14 protein-coding genes are annotated in these 20,023 nt (G+C 57.8%); 7 read left to right on the forward strand and 7 right to left on the reverse strand.

The features are described 5' to 3' along the window. The first annotated feature begins 1 nt into the window (after position 1). Positions 2-910: a hypothetical protein gene (locus tag B5G09_RS06290; RefSeq protein WP_087404504.1), complete on the forward strand. Its 909-nt coding sequence runs from the start codon at positions 2-4 to the stop codon at positions 908-910. A 70-nt stretch (positions 911-980) separates the two neighbouring features. On the opposite strand, the gene B5G09_RS06295 is transcribed toward B5G09_RS06290, so the two are convergent. From B5G09_RS06295 to sppA, 4 genes are all read right to left on the reverse strand, one after another. After that, entirely contained in the window at positions 981-1,982 is a 1,002-nt protein-coding gene (locus B5G09_RS06295) for an aldo/keto reductase (protein ID WP_087404505.1), read from the reverse strand. 85 nt (positions 1,983-2,067) lie between these two features. Further along, on the reverse strand, positions 2,068-4,950 hold the full coding sequence (polA, locus tag B5G09_RS06300; RefSeq protein WP_087404506.1) for a DNA polymerase I: 2,883 nt from the start codon (positions 4,948-4,950) through the stop codon (positions 2,068-2,070). Between the two features lie 14 nt (positions 4,951-4,964). Continuing rightward, entirely contained in the window at positions 4,965-5,423 is a 459-nt protein-coding gene (locus B5G09_RS06305) for a 6-carboxytetrahydropterin synthase (protein ID WP_197714849.1), read from the reverse strand. Positions 5,424-5,542: 119 nt separating this feature from the next. Next, a complete protein-coding gene (gene sppA, locus B5G09_RS06310; protein WP_087404507.1) occupies positions 5,543-7,318 on the reverse strand; it encodes a signal peptide peptidase SppA in 1,776 nt (591 codons plus the stop codon). 208 nt (positions 7,319-7,526) lie between these two features. Between sppA and B5G09_RS06315 the strand changes: the two genes are divergently transcribed. From B5G09_RS06315 to B5G09_RS06345, 6 genes are all read left to right on the forward strand, one after another. Further along, the gene (locus B5G09_RS06315) at positions 7,527-8,579 is read left to right on the forward strand and encodes an Mrp/NBP35 family ATP-binding protein (protein ID WP_087404508.1); all 1,053 of its coding nucleotides are present in this window, start codon (positions 7,527-7,529) and stop codon (positions 8,577-8,579) included. Positions 8,580-8,969: 390 nt separating this feature from the next. After that, the gene (nadA, locus tag B5G09_RS06320) at positions 8,970-9,911 is read left to right on the forward strand and encodes a quinolinate synthase NadA (protein ID WP_087404509.1); all 942 of its coding nucleotides are present in this window, start codon (positions 8,970-8,972) and stop codon (positions 9,909-9,911) included. Further along, positions 9,898-10,110: a hypothetical protein gene (locus B5G09_RS06325; protein WP_087404510.1), complete on the forward strand. Its 213-nt coding sequence runs from the start codon at positions 9,898-9,900 to the stop codon at positions 10,108-10,110. The genes nadA and B5G09_RS06325 overlap by 14 nt, the downstream gene beginning before the upstream one ends. Positions 10,111-10,139: 29 nt before the next feature. Next, entirely contained in the window at positions 10,140-12,275 is a 2,136-nt protein-coding gene (locus B5G09_RS06330) for a S46 family peptidase (RefSeq protein WP_087404511.1), read from the forward strand. Between the two features lie 388 nt (positions 12,276-12,663). Continuing rightward, positions 12,664-14,706 (forward strand): methionine--tRNA ligase, encoded by a 2,043-nt coding sequence (gene metG, locus B5G09_RS06340; RefSeq protein WP_087404513.1) that lies wholly within the window; start codon positions 12,664-12,666, stop codon positions 14,704-14,706. 35 nt (positions 14,707-14,741) lie between these two features. After that, positions 14,742-15,776, forward strand: a complete 1,035-nt coding sequence (locus tag B5G09_RS06345; protein ID WP_262481261.1) for a branched-chain amino acid aminotransferase — start codon at positions 14,742-14,744, stop codon at positions 15,774-15,776. 476 nt (positions 15,777-16,252) lie between these two features. Here the strand turns inward: B5G09_RS06345 and mnmG are convergent, their stop codons facing one another. The 3 genes from mnmG to B5G09_RS06360 all read right to left on the reverse strand — a co-directional run bounded on the left by mnmG (position 16,253) and on the right by B5G09_RS06360 (position 20,023). Next, a complete protein-coding gene (mnmG, locus tag B5G09_RS06350) occupies positions 16,253-18,295 on the reverse strand; it encodes a tRNA uridine-5-carboxymethylaminomethyl(34) synthesis enzyme MnmG (protein ID WP_087404515.1) in 2,043 nt (680 codons plus the stop codon). Then, positions 18,292-18,723, reverse strand: a complete 432-nt coding sequence (gene ybeY / locus B5G09_RS06355) for an rRNA maturation RNase YbeY (protein ID WP_087404516.1) — start codon at positions 18,721-18,723, stop codon at positions 18,292-18,294. The genes mnmG and ybeY overlap by 4 nt, the downstream gene beginning before the upstream one ends. 178 nt (positions 18,724-18,901) lie before the next feature. Further along, the gene (locus B5G09_RS06360; RefSeq protein WP_087404517.1) at positions 18,902-20,023 is read right to left on the reverse strand and encodes a peptidoglycan DD-metalloendopeptidase family protein; all 1,122 of its coding nucleotides are present in this window, start codon (positions 20,021-20,023) and stop codon (positions 18,902-18,904) included.

Here is a 20,023-nt window from a genome sequence, read left to right on the forward strand (position 1 = left end):
CATGAAAAAACTCCTTTTTACATACAGTCTGCTGACGCTTCTGCTGGGAAGCGCCTGCACGAAAGAGATCGACAAGGTCGATCCGAGCAACGAATGTTCGATTCTTGAAATCCAGTTGGCGGGGCAGCTCGGCAAAGCTACGATCGAACGCCTGGACGACAACGAGGGCAGCGTCACGCTCTATATCTTCGAACAGGACGACTATCCCTGGTCGTCGGTAACGGTCGAAAATCTTGCCCTGTCGGCCTACGCCACGGCCGATGTGGCCGAAGGCGAAACGCTCGACTTCCGCAACCCGGAACACAAGGCGCGGATCATCGTCCGCTCGCAGAGCGGCAAACAGGTGCTCTGGACCGTCTATCTGAAACCCTACGACCCCTTCTACATCGGAACGTGGGCCATCACCGACATCAAGATCTATGTCGACCAGAACATCAGCGGAAACGGTACCGGAAAGTGGGAGACCTCGATGGGCGGATCCGAATTCGGAACCTTCGCCTCGCCCGAACTGGACAACATCATCACCATTACGATGGACGAGGAGATGGTCGACGGCAAGTTCGTCGGCAAGATCGTCAACGATGCCGGAGCCGACGGCAAATACGGCTCCTTCAAGGGGGTCTATCCCGGCGAATACACCGAAGAGGAGCCCCTGGACATGGATCCGCGCCTGCGCCATCTGATCCCCGAAGGGGAATCCGACTGGGAGCTCAACCTCTCGACCAACGAAATGAAGATCTCGAAGAACAACATCACCTCGACGATGACCTTCAGCCGTGATGCCTCGGGCAACCTCTTCCTCAATTTCGCACTGCCCGATGCCTCTGCGGACACCCCTGGAAGCAACTTCTACAACAATTTCTGGCGCAGTTCCTACCAGTTCTCCTACATCGTCCACGCCGCGGAATGATCCCGGCCCTCAGGACATGAAAAAAGAACCGCCTCTTTGCAGGGCGGCTCTTTTTTTGTTCCGGTCGGGATCACGCTCCCAGCAGCTCCTCGATGCGCGCAAGCTCCTCGGCGGAGAACTCCAGATGCTCCATCACCCGGAGATTGTCCGCGATCTGCGCCGTGGAGCTGGCGCCGATGATCACCGAGGTGATGCGCTCGTCGCGAAGCAGCCACGCCAGCGACATCTCGGCCAGCGACTGTCCGCGTTCGCGCGCCAGGGCATCGAGCCCCCGCAGACGCCGCAACATCGTCTCGTCGAGCACCTCGCTGTGAAGCGTCCGGTTCTCGGCCATGCGCGAATCGGTCGGTATGCCGTTCAGATAGCGGTTCGTCAGCAACCCCTGCGCCAGCGGCGAGAAGACGATGAAGCCCGAACCCTCGGCAACCGTGAGATCCAGTACGCCCGATTCCGCCGGCATGCGATCGAGCAGGTTGTAACGGTCCTGAAAGAGCAGGCAGGGTACGTCGCGCCGCTTCAGATAGTCGAAGGCAAACCGCGCCGCCTCAAGCGGATAACGCGACAGCCCCACGTAGAGCGCCTTGCCGCTGCGAACGATGTCGACCAGGGCCTGCAGCGTCTCCTCGAGCGGCGTCGCGGGATCGAAACGGTGCGAATAGAAGAGATCCACGTAGTCGAGCTTCATGCGGCGCAGACTCTGGTCGAGGCTCGCCATGAGGTACTTGCGCGAACCCCAGTTGCCGTAGGGACCCGGCCACATGTCATAACCGGCCTTGGTCGAGATGAAGAGTTCGTCGCGGTAGGGGCGGAACGAGGTCTCCATCAGACGCCCGAAATTCTCCTCGGCCGTGCCGTACTCCGGGCCGTAATTGTTCGCCAGATCGAAGTGGACGATGCCCCGGTCGAAGGCGTAATGGGCCATCTCGCGAACCTTCGAGAAGGTCTGCCGACTCCCGAAATTGTGCCACATCCCGAGCGACAGCAACGGCAGCAGAATTCCGCTGCGGCCCGCCCGCCGATAATGCATGCCGTCGTAACGCGACGGCGAAGGGTTGTAAATCGGTTCGATCATACCATTCGTTTTACGGTTGTCTACGATTTGTTTGCTCCGTGCGGGAGGTCTCTTTTTTCCTCTCCCCCCCCCTCACCCGGCCGGATCAGTGGGCTTCGAGCCAGTTTTCGCCCACGCCGGCATCGGCGATGAGCCGTACGCGGAGCTTCGCGGCCGTCTCCATGCACTCGGTGACGATGCGCACGACCCGATCCTGCTCCTCGCGCAGCATGTCGACCACCAGTTCGTCGTGCACCTGCAGGATCACCCGCGAGCGGATCCCCTCAGCGGCAAAACGCCGGTGGACGTTGATCATGGCGATCTTCATGATGTCGGCCGCCGAACCCTGGATCGGGGCATTCACGGCGTTGCGCTCGGCCAGGCCCCGCACCACGGCGTTGTGCGACGTGATGTCGTTCAGATAGCGGCGGCGTCCGAAGATCGTCGTCACGAAGCTGTCCTCGCGGGCCTTCACCACCACCTGCTCCATATACTCGCGGACCTTGGGGTAGGAGGCGAAATAGCCGTCGATGATCTCTTTGGCCTCCTTGCGCGGGATCTCCAGCCGCTGGCTCAGCCCGAAGGCCGAAATGCCGTAGATGATGCCGAAATTGGCCGTCTTGGCCCGACGCCGCTCCTCGGGAGTCACCTCGTCGATGGATTTGTTGAAGAGCCGGGCGGCCGTCGCGGCATGGACATCCTCGCCGTGTTCGAAGGCGGCGATCAGCGCCTCGTCACCCGACAGATGGGCCATCAGCCGCAGTTCGACCTGGCTGTAGTCGGCCGACAGCAGCAGATGGTCCTCATCCGAGGGGATGAAGGCCTTGCGGATGCGGCGCCCCATCTCGTCGCGCACGGGAATGTTCTGCAGGTTGGGATTCGTCGACGAGAGGCGCCCGGTGGCCGTCACCGCCTGGTTGAACGACGTATGGATGCGTCCCGTACGGCGGTTGACCAGTTGCGGCAGCGCCTCGACGTAGGTCGACAGCAACTTCTTCACACCGCGGTACTCGAGAATCAGATCGACGATGCGGTGTTTGTGGGCGAAGCTCTGCAGGTACTCCTCGTCGGTGCAGAACTGCTTCGTGCGGGTCATCTTCGGCTTCTCGGCAATGCGCATCTTCGCGAAGAGCACCTCGCCCAGCTGACGCGTCGAGTTGATGTTCAGATTCGGCTCGCCGGCCTCGGCCCGTACGGCCGCCTCCAGCTCCGCCAGCTTGCGGTTCAGCTCCACGGCATAGAGCGCCAGCGCCTCGGTGTCGATCCGAACACCCGCCATCTCGATGTCGGCCAGCACGGTGATCATCGGCTCCTCGATCTCGAAGTAGAGGTCGTGCATGCCGATCTGTTCGACCATGGGGTAGAGCACCTGCTTCAGCCGCAGCGTCACGTCGGCATCCTCGGCCGCATACTCCTTCACCCGCTCGACGTTGACCAGATCCATCGTCAACTGTTTGGAACCCTTGCCGATCAGCGTCTCGATCTCGATCGGGCGGTAGTTCAGATAGCGCTCAGCCAGCACGTTCATGTTGTGACGCGACTCGGGATCGAGCAGGTAGTGGAGGATCATCGTATCGTAGAAGCGGCCGCGGATCGTGATGCCCAGCTGCCGCAGCACCATGAGGTCGAACTTGACGTTCTGGCCGATCTTGGCGATGTGTTCATTCTCGAACAGCGGGCGGATAATCTCGACGTATTCGCGCGTATTGGCCTCGTTGAAGGGGATGTACCACGCCCGGAAGGGTTCGACGGCCAGCGAAAGACCCACGATGCGGTCGTTGAAGATGTCCAGTCCCGTGGTCTCCGTATCGAAGCAGAACTCTTCGTAGCGGCCCACGGCGGCGATCACCTCGCGCAGTTGGTCGGCCGTCTCGACGAGCGTATATTCATGGGGCGTGGTCTGGGCCGTGGCAAAGGGCTCCTCCGCCGCCTCGGCCTGCAGTTCGGCCGCCGGAACGGGCTTCACGGTCGGCAGCGGCGGGATGACGGGCGTCTCACCGAACAGACTCCCCTGACCCGCCATGGCGGCCCGGCGCGCCGCAGCCGACTTGGCCCGCGCCATGTCCGACAACTGGGTCTGCGCCTCCAGGCGCGGAACATCCGAAAGGGGTTCGGCCGGGGCCAGATTCAAGAGATCGTTCAGAAAAGCCTTGAAATCCAGTTCTGCAAAGACCGCACGCAGATCGTCCAGCCGGGGCTCGCTCACCGCAAGCTCCTCCTCGCTGAGGTCGATCGGCACGTCGAGGCAGATGGTCGTCAGCCGTTTGGCCAGCCGCAGATTGTCGGCCCACGCGGCGATCTTCTCACCCTGTTTGCCGGGGATCTTCGTCACGTTCTCCAGAATGTTCTCCACCGGACCCCACTCGCGGACCAGTTTGCAGGCCCCCTTCTCGCCGATGCCCGGCACGCCGGGGATGTTGTCCGACGCATCGCCCCACAGGGCCAGAATATCGCGCACCAGCTGCGGGTCGTCGATGCCGTACTTCTCGCGGATCTCGTCGCGGCCGACAATCTCGATGCTCCCCTCGGATCCGCGCTGCTTGTAGATGCGGCAGTGGTTGCGCACCAGCTGTCCGTAATCCTTGTCGGGGGTCACCATGTAGACGTCATAACCCGCCTCGGCCCCCTTCCTCGAAAGGGTGCCGATCACGTCGTCGGCCTCGTAGCCCGGAACCTCGAGGATCGGGATACGCATCGCCTCCAGCACCCGTTTGACGTAGGGCACCGAGAGCAGGATATCTTCGGGGGTCTCCGTACGGTTGGCCTTGTATTCGGGGAAGATCTCGCGCCGGAAACTGCCGCCCGGAGGATCGAACGCCACCCCCAGCAGATCGGGATGTTCGCGCTTGAGCATATCGCGCAGAAACTTCACGAAGCCGAACACCACCGAGGTGTTCATCCCCGCACGGTTGCGCATGGGCCGCCCCAGAAAGGCGTAATAATACTTGAAAATCAACGCATAGGCGTCGACCAGAAAGAGTTTTTTCATCGTCTGCAGGCTCTTTATTGTCGGATGTTGTCTTCGGCAAACCACTCGGCAAACGAGGTGGCCGTCTCGTGCAGCCGCAACGAATGGAGCGTCACACCCTGGGGCAGACGCGCCGAAATGCGTGCGGCAAAGTCCTCGAGCATGTTCTCGCACGTGGGCTGGTAGTCGACGGTGATGATGTTGCCGAAGCGCGCCGACAGAACCCGGTAAAGCTCCTCGCCGGTCTCGGAGGCCTTGAGGACGAGCGAATGGTCGAAGCGCGAAACGATCTCCTCGTTGACGATGCGTTTCAGCACGCCGAAATCCATCACCATGCCGCATTTGGGGTTCGACGCATCGCAGAGGGGAGTTCCCTTCACCGTGACGAAAAAGCGATAGGAGTGCCCGTGAATCTCGCGGCACGGGCCGTCGTAACCTTCGAGCGCGTGTGCCGCCTCGAAGGAGAATTCCTTGGTCAATCGAATTACTGCCATATTGCAAAGATAGCGAAAGCCAAAAGAATTCCGCTCCGCCGCGCAAAATTATTCCCGAAAAAGAGAGGGCGCCCCCTTTCGGGACGCCCTCTCTGAGGATAAATTCTGTCAGCAGGCCGTTACTGCATGTCGACCCGGACAGGGGAGTACATCACCACTCCCTGCTGGCTCAACGCCTCGCGGACCTCGCCGTACTCCTTCATCATGTCGCCCAAATCCGAACGCGTGAAGGCCATCCGCAGGCTGGCGTTCAGCGACGAAAGGATGGCCGACAAACCCGTCGGCTGGTCGAGAACCTCCACCACCCGGTAATTGTCCCCTAATCCGGCCTTCTCCACGGCAACGGCAAGGGCCGTCTTCAAACCTCCGCAGCCGTCGACCAACCCGATTCCAAGGGCATCCTCACCCGACCAGACCCGGCCGCCGGCAATCTCCAGCACCCGTTCCAACGGCAGATTGCGCCCCTCGGAGACATCCTGCGTGAAGGTCTCGTAGACCTGGTCCACGCCACGCATCAACATCGCCCGCTGGACCGAAGTCAGCGGCCCACGGCCCATGAAATCCGACGAGGTGTTGCTCTGCACGCCGTCGACCGTGATGCCCAGTTTGTTCTTCAGCGCCTCCCGCGAATCGAGCACCATGCCGTAGACTCCGATCGAGCCGGTCAGCGTCAGCCGGTCGGCCACAATTGCATCGGCCGGACACGAAATGTAGTATCCGCCGCTGGCCGCATAGGAGCCCATCGAAACGATCACGGGTTTCTCCTCCCGCAGCAGCTCCATCTCACGCCAGATGACATCCGAAGCCAGTGCGCTGCCTCCGGGGGAGTTGACCCGCAGCACGACGGCCTTGATCCGGTCGTTGCGACGCACGTCGGCCAGCGTCGCGGCCAGCGTATTGCCATAGACCGCACGGCCGGAACCCTCGCCGTCGACGATCTGTCCGTCGGCATAGACGATCGCCACCTGATCGGCCGAGATATTCTTCAGATCGGCGCCCACCTGGGCCGCATACTGTCCCAGCGTCACGAAGCGGTAGTCATCCCCGTCGGCCTCCACGCCCAGTTCGGCAAAGACGTCGTTCATCTGGTCCTCGTAGAGGAGCCCGTCGACAAATCCCGCCTTCAGCGCCTCGTCGGCCAGCGAAACCTCCAGGTTGTCGGTCAGACGGCGCATCTCCACGGAGTCGATTCCGCGCGCCGCGCAGACGTCGCCCGAAATGGTTCCCCACATCGAATTGATGAGCTCCTGCATCTGTTCGCGGTTGGCCGGCGACATACGCTCGAGGAGAAAGGGTTCGACGGCGCTCTTGTAACGGCAGGCCGTCGGACGAAAGACCTCGACCTTCAGGTCGAGTTTGTCCAGAAGCCCCTTGTAGAAGGTGACATTCGAAGCCAGTCCCGTCCAGTCGATGCCCCCCTGCGGCTGCAGATAGATGCGGTCGGCCACCGAAGCCAGGTAGTACTGTCCCTGCGAATAGGTCTCGTTGTAGGCCACGATGAACTTGCCGCTCTGGCGGAACTCCTCGAGGGCCGTGCGCAGCTCCTCGAGCAGGGCCGTTCCGGCAATTCCGCCCGTGCCGTTCATCCGCAGGTAGATGCCCCGGATGCGGTCGTCGGCCGCCGCGGCTTCAAGCGCCCGCAAAGCCTTGAACAATGCAAGTTGCGGCGTATTCTGAAGCGTCAGCACGTCGATGCCCGCCAGCGGATCGTTCGACGGGGCATCGGTCAACAACTCCGAAAAGTCGATCTTCAGAATCGACCCGGGGGCGACCGTCACGCTCTTCTCCATCGACCCGGCGATCCCGAGCAGCAGAAAAATCCAAAACAAAAAGACCAGAATCGTTCCCGCCACCACGGCAAGCACGCCGGCCAAAAAGGTTTTCCAGAAATTCATGTTGCGATTATTTTTCGTTCGAGTTTCCCGTATCGAGATCCGACCGACCCGGCAACGGCCCCGCGATCGGATATGCTTCCCTCGCAAAGATAAGGATCTTTTACGAAAAACAAATAAAATTTATCGTTTTTCGATAAAATAAATCCACACCCTATATTTAATACTGAAAATATGCGTTATCTTTGCGAAAAAGTAACTTTTCGCAACCATGGAGGAAAAAATAAGGCAACTGCTCGCCTCGATCGTCCATCCCGAAACCGGAAAGGATATCGTCTCGAGCGGATTCATCGAACACCTGGCTACGGCCGAGGGCAAGGTGACCGTCGTGCTGCGCTTCGCCAAGCCGCGCGATCCCTTTGCCGTGAAGATCAAAAACCAGGCCGAAACGCTGCTGCGTGAGGCGTTCCCCGGCGCCGAAGTGCTCGTCGTCATCAAGGAGGGCGGCGCCGCACCGCGTCCCGAACCCAAACTCTCGACCACCACGGGCGGCATCGCCAAGGTCATTGCCGTGGCCTCGGGAAAGGGTGGGGTAGGGAAGTCGACCGTCACGGCCAACCTGGCCATCGCCCTGCGCAACATGGGATTCCGCGTCGGAGTGCTCGATGCCGACATCTACGGACCCTCGCAGCCCAAGATGTTCGGCGTGGAGGGCTACCTGCCCGAAGCCGTCGAGGAGAACGGCGCCGAACACATCGTCCCGGCCGAATCGATGGACATCAAGCTCATGTCGATCGGCTTCTTCATCAAGCCGACCGATGCGCTGCTGTGGCGCGGTGCCATGGCCGTGAGCGCCCTCAAGCAGATGATTCACCAGACGCGGTGGGGGACGCTGGACTTCCTGCTGGCGGATCTGCCTCCCGGAACGGGCGACGTGCATCTGTCGATCATCGGCGAACTGAAGATCGACGCTGCGGTGATCGTCTCCACGCCGCAGCAGGTGGCCGTGGCCGACGTGGTGCGCGGCGTGGAGATGTTCCGCAACGAGAATGTCAACATCCCGGTGGCGGGCATCATCGAAAACATGGCGTGGTTTACGCCGGCCGAACTGCCGCAGAACCGCTACTACCTCTTCGGACGGGGCGGAGCCCGGGCCTATGCCGAGAAGAGCGGAGTGGATTTCCTGGGTGAAATACCTATCGTTCAATCGATTATGGAGGGCGCAGAGGAGGGACGTCCGGCTACGGCGACGCATCCCGAAGTGGAGGAGCGCTACCGCTCGATTGCGGAGAAGATTGTCAGCAAAGTGATGAAAAATGGTTGACAAAGTGTCGACAACCGGTTCAACAACGGATGATAAAAAAGGAAAAGTCGGGGCCCGAAAATTTGCTTTTCGAAAATCAGGCAGGGTATATACAAGAAAACCCCGAAACCAAAAATTTTTATAAAAAGTTGTCCGCCGCGAAATCCTCACGAAACGGGAAGCGGATGTTGAAAGTTTCAGGCTGTCGAAATGTCGAAAACCGTTGTCAACAATTGTTGAATAATTTTCTATTTTCTTGTATTTCAAATAACAAAGAAGAAAAATAAAGAAAAGAAAACCGAGAAAATGTTGATAGAGAACTAACAGTGGAAGTTGTAAACAGTATCAACAGCTATTATATTTCTTCTTCTTTCTTATTTATTAAAATTTATTAAAGGAATAAAAAAGAAAATGAACGTCGAAAACTCCGCCGAACTCTCCCGCCGCATCGAGGCGCTCAAACGCGAGAAGAATGCCGTGATCCTGGCGCATTACTATACGACACCCGAAGTGCAGGCCGTAGCCGACTTCCTGGGGGATTCGCTGGCCCTCTCGATCCAGGCACAGAAGGTCGACGCGCAGATCATCCTCTTCGCCGGCGTCCACTTCATGGCCGAAACGGCCAAGGTACTCTGCCCGGAAAAGAAGGTGCTCATCCCCTGCCCCGAGGCGGGCTGCTCGCTGGCCGAATCGTGCGACGCAAAGGAGTTTGCCGCCTTCAAGGCCCGCTATCCCGGATACAAGGTGGTCTCGTATGTCAATACGACGGTCGAGGTCAAGGCCCTGACGGATATCTGCTGTACGTCGTCCAACGCCCTGAAGGTCGTTCAGTCGCTGCCCGACGACCAGCCGCTGATCTTCGCCCCGGACCGCAACCTGGGCTCCTATATTCAGAAGCTGACCGGGCGGAAGAACATGGTGCTCTGGAACGGCGCCTGCCATGTCCATGAGGAGTTCTCGCTCGAAAAGCTCCTGCAGCTCAAGCGGGAACATCCCGAGGCAAAGGTGGTCGTCCACCCCGAATGCCGCGACTATATCGTGCAGGTGGCCGACTACGTGGGTTCGACGGCCGGGATTCTCGACTACTGCGGACGCAGCGACGCCCGCGCGTTCATCGTCGTTACCGAGGCCGGCATCCTGGCCGAGATGCGCAAGCGCTATCCCGACAAGCTCTTTATCCCGGCGCCGCCCGACGACGAGGCGTGCGGCTGCAACAACTGCCGCTACATGAAGATGGTGACGCTCGAAAACATCTGTTCGGCTCTCGAAAAGGAGTCGCCCGAAATCCTCCTCGACGAGCAGGTGCGCCGTGCCGCCGAGCGTTCGATCCGCAACATGATTGCCATCCGGTAAGGAAGACCCGAGGGCCGACAAGGGGGATGCCTATGGTGTTCCGCTCAGCTACGTATGGGACGGCGCGGGGTGTATCTATGTGCATTGTGCCCCCGGCGAGTGTGAAACGCGCCTGCACTATGCCGAACGCTCCTTTGCGCGGACCGAGATCCTGCGGCTCGAGATCCTTGCGGTGAGCGCCAAGGGCAAGCGTGTCTAATGATGGAAACAAACTTTATCCTTTATTGTATGAAAAAATTCCTGTTACTCACAGCGGCCGTGGGGATGACCCTCTCCGCCGCTGCCGATGAAGGCATGTGGCTGCTGCCCTACCTTCAGAAGATGAACATCAAGCAGATGAAGGAGCGCGGTTGCAAGCTCTCCGCCGAGGAGATCTACAGCATCGACCACTCCTCGCTGAAGGATGCCGTCGTGATCTTCGGCGGCGGCTGCACGGGAGAGATCGTCTCCCCCGAAGGCCTGCTCTTTACGAACCACCACTGCGGTTACAGCTCGATCCAGAGCCTCTCGTCGGTCGAACACGACTACCTGAAGTACGGCTTCTGGGCCATGTCCCGCCAGGAGGAGCTCCCGGCTCCCGGCCTTGAGGTGCGCTTCATCCGCAAGATTTCGGACGTGACGCCCGAGGTGATGGGCAACGTCCCCTCGATCGCTTCGCAGGAGGAATACCAGCGGCTGACGCGAGAGAACATTCAGGCCGTCAAGGAGCGTCTGCGCAAGGAGAACCCCGGCATGGAGGTTGCCGTCGAGTCGTTCTTCGGCGGTAACCAGTTCTTCGCCTTCGTCAAGGAGGTCTATACGGACGTGCGTCTGGTCGGTACGCCCCCTTCGTCGATCGGCAAGTTTGGTGGCGACACCGACAACTGGATGTGGCCGCGTCATACGGGCGATTTCTCGATCTTCCGCGTCTATGCCGGCAAGGACAACCGCCCGGCCGACTATTCGCCCGAAAATGTCCCCTACAAGGCTGAGAAGTTCCTCAAGGTATCGCTCGACGGTTACGACGAGGGCGACTTTGCCATGATCATGGGATTCCCCGGCTCGACGGAGCGTTACGCTACCTCGTACGAGATCGACAACCTGCTCAAGGTCGAGAATCCCCAGCGGATCTTCATCCGCGGCGAGCGCCAGGCCATCCTCTGGCAGGATATGCTCTCGAGCGATGCCATCCGCATCCAGTATGCCTCGAAATACGCCCGATCGTCGAACTACTGGAAGAATTCGATCGGTATGTCGCGCGGCATCGAGAAACTCGACGTAAAGGCCCGCAAGGAGGCGCAGGAGGCTTCGTTCCAGGCCTGGGCCGAGAAGAACACGCTGCCTGAGGAGGGATACACCGATGCGCTGTCGAAGATCCGGCTGGCCGTCGAGAAAATGTCGCCCATCGGTGCTGCGCGTCAGTATCTGTCGGAGGCTTTCCTGGCTTCGGTCGAGCTGCTCTCGCCGGCGCGGCGCTTTATCGGCAGCATGCGTACGATGGAGGTCAAAAAAGAGCTGGGTAATACGGACGAGCTGAAGTCCGAACTGGCTGACTGGTACAAGGATTACAGCCCCTCGACCGACCGCAAGGTGGCCAAGCGCATGCTCCGCATCGCACGTGAGAACATGAAGGTGCTGCCGTCGTTCTACGCGGAGATTGTCGACAAGGAGTTCGGCGGTGACATCGACGCCTATGTCGACGACCTCTACGACCGTTCGGTCTTCGCATCGGAGGAGCGCTTGATGGACCTCATCGACCATTATGATCCCGAGAAGGTGGCCGCAGATCCGGCCGTGGCACTCTCCAAGTCGGTCATGGAGCTCTTTGCGAAGCTCTCGGACGAGCTGAAGGAGCCGCAGACGCTCTACAAGGAGGGTCATCGCAAGTACATTGCCGGTCTGATGCTGCAGAATCCCGGCAAGGCCTGGGCTTCGGATGCCAACTTCACGATCCGTCTGACCTATGGGCGTGTACTCCCCTATTCGCCGGCCGACGGTATCGAATATAACTACTACACGACGCTGAAGGGTGTCATGGAGAAGGAGGATCCGAAGAATCCGCAGGAGTTCTACGTGCCCGAAAAGCTCAAGGAGCTCTATGCCGCCAGGGATTTCGGACGCTACGCCAACCGCAAGGGCGAACTGCCGGTTGCCTTCCTGGCCGACTGCGACATCACGGGCGGAAACTCCGGCTCGCCGGTCCTGAATGACCGCGGCGCGCTGATCGGTCTGGCCTTCGACGGCAACTGGGAGGCCATGTCGGGTGATGTGGCCTTCGAGCCCGAACTGCAGCGCACGATTTCGGTCGATATCCGCTACGTGCTCTTCATCGTCGACAAGTTTGCCGGTGCCGGCTGGCTGCTCGACGAGTTGCAGTTTGAATAGTATTTGGGGCGATTTTACCTCGGGGGCTGTCTTTCAGACGGCCCTCTTTTTTTGTTGCCGTTTTCCTGCCGCAGACTTATTTCCGGGCTCTCCGAGATGTCCTTCGTACCGCCTTCGGCAGTTGCTTCTCTCTCCGGTTTTTCATCTCTGTTTCGGTCGGCACCTGCGAGGGTTGCACCCTTTCCGGCTTCCGTTTCGCCGGAGATGATCGCGCTCTGTCTGCAGGCTTTCGACCGCCTTGTTCCACCGGTTGTTGCTTCCGTTTCAGGCACTTCTTTCCCGGCTTCGCGGCTTTTTCCCCGCAGGGGTGACAAATTCTCCCCTTTTCGTTCCGGATTCCCTCAAAAATTCGTACTTTTGACGGAAATTAGCAATATTCTACCTGTTTATGGCCAAAGAGTTCAAACGTTATCTCGTTACATCGGCGCTCCCCTATGCCAACGGCCCTGTCCATATCGGTCACCTGGCGGGAGTTTACATACCTTCGGATATCTATACGCGCTACCTTCGTCTGAAGGGGTGCGACGTCATTTCGGTCTGCGGCTCCGATGAGCACGGTGTGCCCATCACCATCAAGGCCCGCAAGGAGGGTGTTTCGCCCCAGCAGATCGTCGATCGTTACCACGAGCTGATCAAGCGTTCGTTCGAGCGTCTGGGCATGTCGTTCGACATCTATTCGCGCACCTCGTCGCCCGTCCATGCCAAGACGGCTTCGGACTTCTTCCGCAAACTCTACGACGACGGCAAGTTCATCGAGAAGACCTCGATGCAGTATTACGACGAGGAGGCCCGGACCTTCCTGGCCGACCGCTACATCGTCGGTACCTGCCCCAAGTGCGGCTACGACCGTGCCTATGGCGACCAGTGCGAGAAGTGCGGATCGACGCTCTCGCCCGACGAACTGATCGAGCCTCACAGCGCCGTCTCGGGTTCGGTGCCCGTCAAGCGTGAAACCAGGCACTGGTATCTCCCGCTCAACGAGTATGAGGGATTCCTGCGTCAGTGGATCCTCGAGGGTCACAAGGAGTGGAAATCGAACGTCTACGGTCAGTGCAAGAGCTGGCTGGACGGCGGTCTGCAACCCCGTGCCGTGAGCCGCGACCTGGATTGGGGTATTCCCGTTCCGGTCGAGGGGGCAGAGGGAAAGGTGCTCTACGTGTGGTTCGATGCTCCGATCGGTTATATATCTGCTACCAAGGAACTTACGCCAGATTGGGAGAAATATTGGAAGTCGGATGACACGAAGATGGTCCACTTTATCGGCAAGGACAACATCGTCTTCCACTGCATTGTCTTCCCGTCGATGCTGAAGGCCCATGGCGGCTATATCCTGCCCGAAAACGTGCCGGCCAACGAGTTCCTCAATCTCGAGGGCGACAAGATCTCCACGTCGCGCAACTGGGCCGTCTGGCTGCACGAGTATCTCGACGAATTCCCCGGCAAGGAGGATGTACTGCGTTACGTGTTGTGTGCCAATGCCCCCGAGACTAAGGACAACGACTTTACGTGGAAGGACTTCCAGGCCCGCAACAACAACGAGTTGGTGGCCATCCTGGGCAACTTCGTCAACCGGGCGCTGGTGCTGACCAAGAAGTATTTCAACGGCCGTGTGCCTGCCTGTGGCGAGTTGAATGATTATGACCGTCAGACGATTGCCGATGTGGCTGCCGTCAAGGCGTCGCTTGAGTCCAATATCGAGAACTACCGCTTCCGCGAAGCGTTGAAGGATGCCATGAACGTGGCCCGCATCGGTAACAAGTATCTGGCCGATACGGAGCCCTGGAAGGTGATCAAGACCGATCCCGAGCGTGTGAAGACCATTCTTTACGTAGCCCTGCAGATCACCGCCAATACGGCCATTGCCATCGAACCCTTCATGCCCTTCTCGTCGGCGAAGATCCTCCGGATGCTGGCCGTTGACAAGTTCGGATGGGAACGTCTGGGCGCGGTCGATCTGATTCCTGCCGGCCACGAGATTGGTGAACCCGAACTGCTCTTTGAGAAGATCGAGGATGACGTTATTCAGCGTCAGTTGGACAAACTGGCGGCCACGAAGGCTGCCAATATGGCTGCTGAAGCAGCTCAACACGTTGAACCTCAGAAAGATACAATTCAGTTTGACGATTTCCAGAAGATGGATATCCGTGTTTCGACCATTTTGGCGGCCGAAAAGGTGGCAAAAACCAAGAAATTGTTGAAACTGACTGTTGATACGGGAATCGATAAGCGCGAAATCGTCTCGGGTATTGCCGAGCACTTCTCGCCCGAAGAGCTCGTCGGCAAACAGGTGTTGGTGCTGGTCAACCTGGCTCCGCGCGAATTGAAGGGAATTCTCTCCAAAGGAATGATTCTGATGGCTGAGGATGCCTCCGGAAAATTACGTTTGCTGCAGCCCGGCGATGTGACCAACAATGGAGCCATTGTCGGATAAGCCCGAGATTTTTTGATTTATTTTCAGTAGCGAAAATCGTTAAAAACAGCAAAAATATGGAAAATACGGATTGGAGTGCACTCGGTTTCGACTATCTCAAGACGGATTACAACGTCCGCTATGTCTATACCGATGGGAAGTGGAGCGATATGATCGTTACACAGGATGAGTACATCCAGATGCACATGTCGGCTTCGTGTCTGCATTATGGCGTCGAGCTCTTCGAAGGTTTGAAGGCTTTCCGGGGTGTCGACGGCAAGGTACGGCTTTTCCGTGTCGAGGAGAATGCCCGTCGCATGCAGTCGTCAGCCAAGCGACTCTGCCTACCGGTTCCTTCGGAGGAGATGATCGTCAAGGCCTGCATCGAGGTTGTCAAGCTCAACGAGCGTTTCATTCCGCCCTACGGGACTGGGGCTTCGCTGTATCTGCGTCCCGTGATGTTCGGAACGACGGCCGGTCTGGGTGTGAAACCCGCCAAGGATGCCCTGCTGATTGTCTACTGCTCGCCCGTGGGCGCCTATTTCAAATCGGGCATCAAACCGATCCGTGTTGCCATTGACCGTGAACAGGACCGTGCTGCTCCACGTGGAACAGGCGACGTGAAGGTCGGCGGCAACTATGCTGCCAGTCTGATGTCGGGTGAAAAAGGTCACGAACTCGGTTACTCGAATATCATGTATCTGGATGCGGCCGAGCATAAGTACATCGAAGAGTGTGGTGCCGCCAACTTCTTCGGTATTAAGGATGGCAAGTATATTACGCCGAAATCGCAGTCGGTTCTTCCCTCGATTACGAACAAGAGCCTTCGCCAGCTGGCCAAGGATATGGGTCTCGAAGTTGAGGAGCGTCATATTCCGGTTGAGGAGCTTCCGACCTTCGAGGAGTGTGGTGCCTGCGGTACGGCTGCCGTCATCTCCCCCATCGGCTATATTTATGACATGCAGACCGGTGCTTCGTACAACTACGGTAATGAAGTTGGCAAGACTTGCATGAAACTCTACAACGCTTTGCAGGACATTCAGTATGGTCGTACCGAGGATAAATACGGCTGGTGCACGATTGTTCTCTAAACAGCGTTTTCTTGTTTAGATTTTTCGTTGAATTTTTTAGTACTAAGTTCCGCTCTTTGGTGCGGAACTTTTTTATTATACTTCTCTTTCTTGTAATCTTTTTTACCTTCTTTTCTACTTCTCGTTTTGTTCCACGTGGAACACTTTTTTTAGTTATCTGATTTGTAAACTGCTTTTTGTTTCGTTTTATGTGGAATTTTTTATCTTCTCTTTTGTGTATTTGCCTTATTTTGTATCATATATTTTGCTCTATGGAGTGTTTATTTATCCATATTTGATATCGTTTTTTTAAGTTTGTATGAATAAGATATGAAAATGTTCCACGTGGAACATTTTTATTTGTGTGTGTTTATACCGAGGTGTTTTTTTTAACGGGTGTTTTTATGTTTCAGTTAAGATTATTGTTTCTTTGTTTGTTGTAAAATAAAAGGAGTGTTCCACGTGGAACACTCCTTTAGATTTGCGGCGTGTGTGTTTTATCTGCCGAATTTGATCAGTAATACATTTACATCGGCGGGTGATACGCCCGGGATGCGTGAGGCCTGTACAATCGTCTTCGGACGGATTCGACTCAACTTTTGCCGGGCTTCGATAGTCAGTGAATTCATTGAGAAGAAGTCAAAATCACCCGGAATACGGATGTTTTCGAGCCGGCGTAGCTTCTCGGCTATGAATTTTTCACGTTCGATATACCCTTTGTACTTGATCTGAATCTCGGCCTCCTCGATTGCTTCGGCATCGATTCGGTGCGATTCGATAAAACGATGCAGCTTCGGAAGTACCTTTTCCAGCGATTCGAAGGTCACGTTGTTGCGCATCAGAATGTCGTGCAGCTTCCGACCTTGGGTCAGAGGCTCCGATCCGACCGATTTCAGGTAGTCTGAAATTTCGGCTGCCTTGACACTTGTCTCACGCGCAAAGGCTACAAGCGATTCTACATTCGATTTTTTTTGTTCGAAATGCGCGTATCTTTTCTCGGAAATCAACCCGATTTTATACCCCAGTGGAGTGAGCCGCATGTCGGCATTGTCCTGTCGGAGCAGAATCCGATACTCGGCCCGCGAGGTGAACATCCGATAAGGTTCGTCCACGCCTTTCGTCACCAGGTCGTCGATCAGCACTCCGATATAGGCTTCGTCGCGCTTCAGTACGATAGGCTCCTCCCCTTTCAGCTTCCGATGGGCATTGATGCCGGCCATCAGACCCTGGGCTGCGGCCTCTTCGTAACCGGTCGTTCCGTTGACCTGTCCGGCAAAAAAGAGCCCTGAAACGAGCTTCGTTTCGAGCGAATGTTCAAGCTGTATGGGCGGAAAATAGTCGTATTCGATGGCATATCCCGGTCGGTAGATGTGCAGATCTTCGAACCCACGGATCTTGTGCAGCGCCTCCCATTGCACTTCCCACGGAAGCGACGACGAGAAACCGTTCAGGTAGTATTCGTTGGTCGACCGCCCTTCGGGTTCGAGGAAAAGCTGGTGCTGATCCTTGTCGGCAAAGGTGCGCAGTTTATCCTCGATCGAGGGGCAATAGCGCGGGCCGATACCGTGGATCGTTCCGTTGAAGAGCGGCGAACGGTCGAATCCCGAACGAAGTATGGCGTGAACTTCCGGTGTAGTGTAGACCAGATAACACGGCATTTGATCCTTGACGGGTTCCGTATCGGGCGAAAAGGAGAATTTCGAAGGTTTTTCGTCGCCGTATTGCGGCTCGAACTCTTCGAAATGGATCGTTCGGGCATCGAGCCGGGCCGGGGTTCCGGTCTTCATGCGGCCGGTTTCGAAGCCGATCCGTACGAGACATCCGGTGATTCCGTGCGAGGCGGCATCTCCGGCCCGTCCCCCCTCGGCATGCGCCGCACCGCAGTGCATCATGCCGTCGAGAAACGTTCCGGCCGTCAGCACTACGGCCCGGCAGCTGAACTCTACCCCCATACGGGTTCGGACTCCACGGATCCGGAGTCGGCTGGTTTCGGAGCGTCTTTCGGCGGCTGGATCGGATCTCACGGTGTTCTCTTTCGGATGACCGGCGGTCGGACGAACTGTTTTTTGACTCTCTGCAGCATGCGGTTCGGAGGCCTCCGATGTGTTGTGTCTTTTCTCTTCATGGTCTGCTGACGAAGCCTCATCGGCTTTTGCGAAGAGAAGTTCCGTAGCGGCATCCTGCCAGATATAGAGGTTCGGCGTATTCTCCAGCGTATGGCGCCACTCCTCCGAGAAGCGGGTCTTGTCGCATTGGGCGCGCGGACTCCACATGGCCGCCCCCTTCGACATGTTCAGCATCCGGAACTGGACGGCCGTATGGTCGGTAATGCGCCCCATTTCTCCGCCTAATGCATCTATCTCTCTGACTATCTGGCCTTTGGCTACTCCGCCTACGGCCGGATTGCACGACATGACGGCCATTTTCGTCATGTCCATCGTCAGCAGCAGCGTCCGCGAACCGAGACGGGCGGCCGCTGAGGCCGCCTCACATCCGGCATGTCCGCCTCCGATGACGATGATATCGTAATCAAGAGTCATTGTTTCTCCCAGAATTTCAGATATTTATCCTCCTTATGATGCATTTGTGCATTGGTTCGCGGCGTCTTGTCGTTCTGGCCGCACAGGTGCAGCACGCCATGGACCACCACGCGGCGCATCTCCTGCAGTGTCGTGGCGCCGTATTGACGGGCGTTGTCCGCCACGGTCTCCACGTCTATGAAGATGTCGCCCGAGACCACGCGCAGCTTTTTGCGGTCGCTGTAGTCGAACGTGATGACGTCGGTAAAGTAGTCGTGACCGAGGTACTGGCGGTTCATCTCCAGCAGTCGCTGCGACGAGCAGAAGATGTAGCAGACATCGCCCAGCGTATAGCCTTCGGCCCGGGCCACCTCGCGCAGCCACTCGGCCGTCAGCCGTTTTTGCGGGTAGCGGTAGCTGCAATCATCCGTATAGTATTTTACTGCCATTTTCGTTGAATCTTTATTGGAAAGGCTGGGGAACCCGTATTGCGGAAGAAACGGCAAAATCGAGCCCTTTCCGGCCTTTCTGAGACTTTTTTTGATCTTGTGCCTCCGTCCGATCAGTCGTTTGGCTTCTCACCTCCCCCGTTCGGGTGTTTTCCTTCGGACGGGTGCGGATGGGGCCTTATCGCTTGAAGCAGTTCTCGGCGCGCATCTTCTGGTTCGGATCGGGCGGGTAGATACCGAAGACGAGTTTGTACTCCGTCTCCATGGTCATCACGTCAACGGCCGAACCGATGGTTCCCAAAGCCTGGTTTCTGGCCACTTTCTGGCCCTTTTCGACGCTGATCGTCCCCAGGTTGGCATAGGAGGTCAGATACTCGCCGTGAGCCACGTAAACGTCGTATTTGTTCGTTATGCGGTTGCTTTTGATGTCGATCACCTTGCCTTCGTAGATCGAGATCACCTGCGCACCGCGCGGTCCCGTTACCTCGGCCATGTTTTCGCGGTAGCGTTTCACCCGTCCCCCGACCACCGGAAGCCGCAGTCCCGTGGTCTTCGACGAAAAGGAGGCTCCCTCCTTGTTGCCCTTCGTCAGCTTGCGCAGTTCGTTGATCGCCACGTCGAGTTTCTGCTCCTGGGCGATCTTGCGCTGCAGGGCCGACTTCTCCTGCCGTGTCATCGACTGGATCGAGGCCCGCGCATTGCGCGAATCCCGCTGGAGCTTCTCGCGCTGCGCCGAGAGCTTCTGCGTTACCGAATCGAGCGAACGGTGACGGCGGTCCAACTCCTCCTTTTCGGAGCGGACCTGTTCGGTCAGGGCCTCGATGTCACGCATCTTGCGTTCGCGCACCGAGGCTATCTCGCGCAGGGCGGTCAGTTTACGCGCCACGTCGGCGAAATCCCGCGACGAAAAGAGGTAGGTCAGGTAGTTGTTCTGACGGTAGTTGCGGTAGGCTTCGCGCACCATTTCGGCATACTGGGCGCGGTTGCGCTCGAGCATCGAGGCCAGATCTCCCGCCACACTGTCCCTGCGGGCGATCTCCTCACGCAGCAGCGAGGCCTCTTTTTCGGTCTCGTCGAGCAGCTGGCTCCGCGAGTCGATCTGCCGGGCCAGGCGCCGGACCCGCTCCTCGGTGGCCGCACGTCCCTTCTGGAGCTTCGAGATCTCCCGCTCCTCGTTGGCAATGCGCTTTTCGAGGTCGGCAATGACCCGTTTCTGCTTCTCGATGCGGCTGTCGGTCTGGGCCGAGGCGCCGAGCGTGAAAAGCAGCATACCAAGGGTCAACAGAAGTGCTGGTTTCAT

This window comes from Alistipes sp. An54, from assembly GCF_002159375.1.
GTDB classification, from domain to species: Bacteria; Bacteroidota; Bacteroidia; order Bacteroidales; family Rikenellaceae; genus Alistipes; species Alistipes megaguti.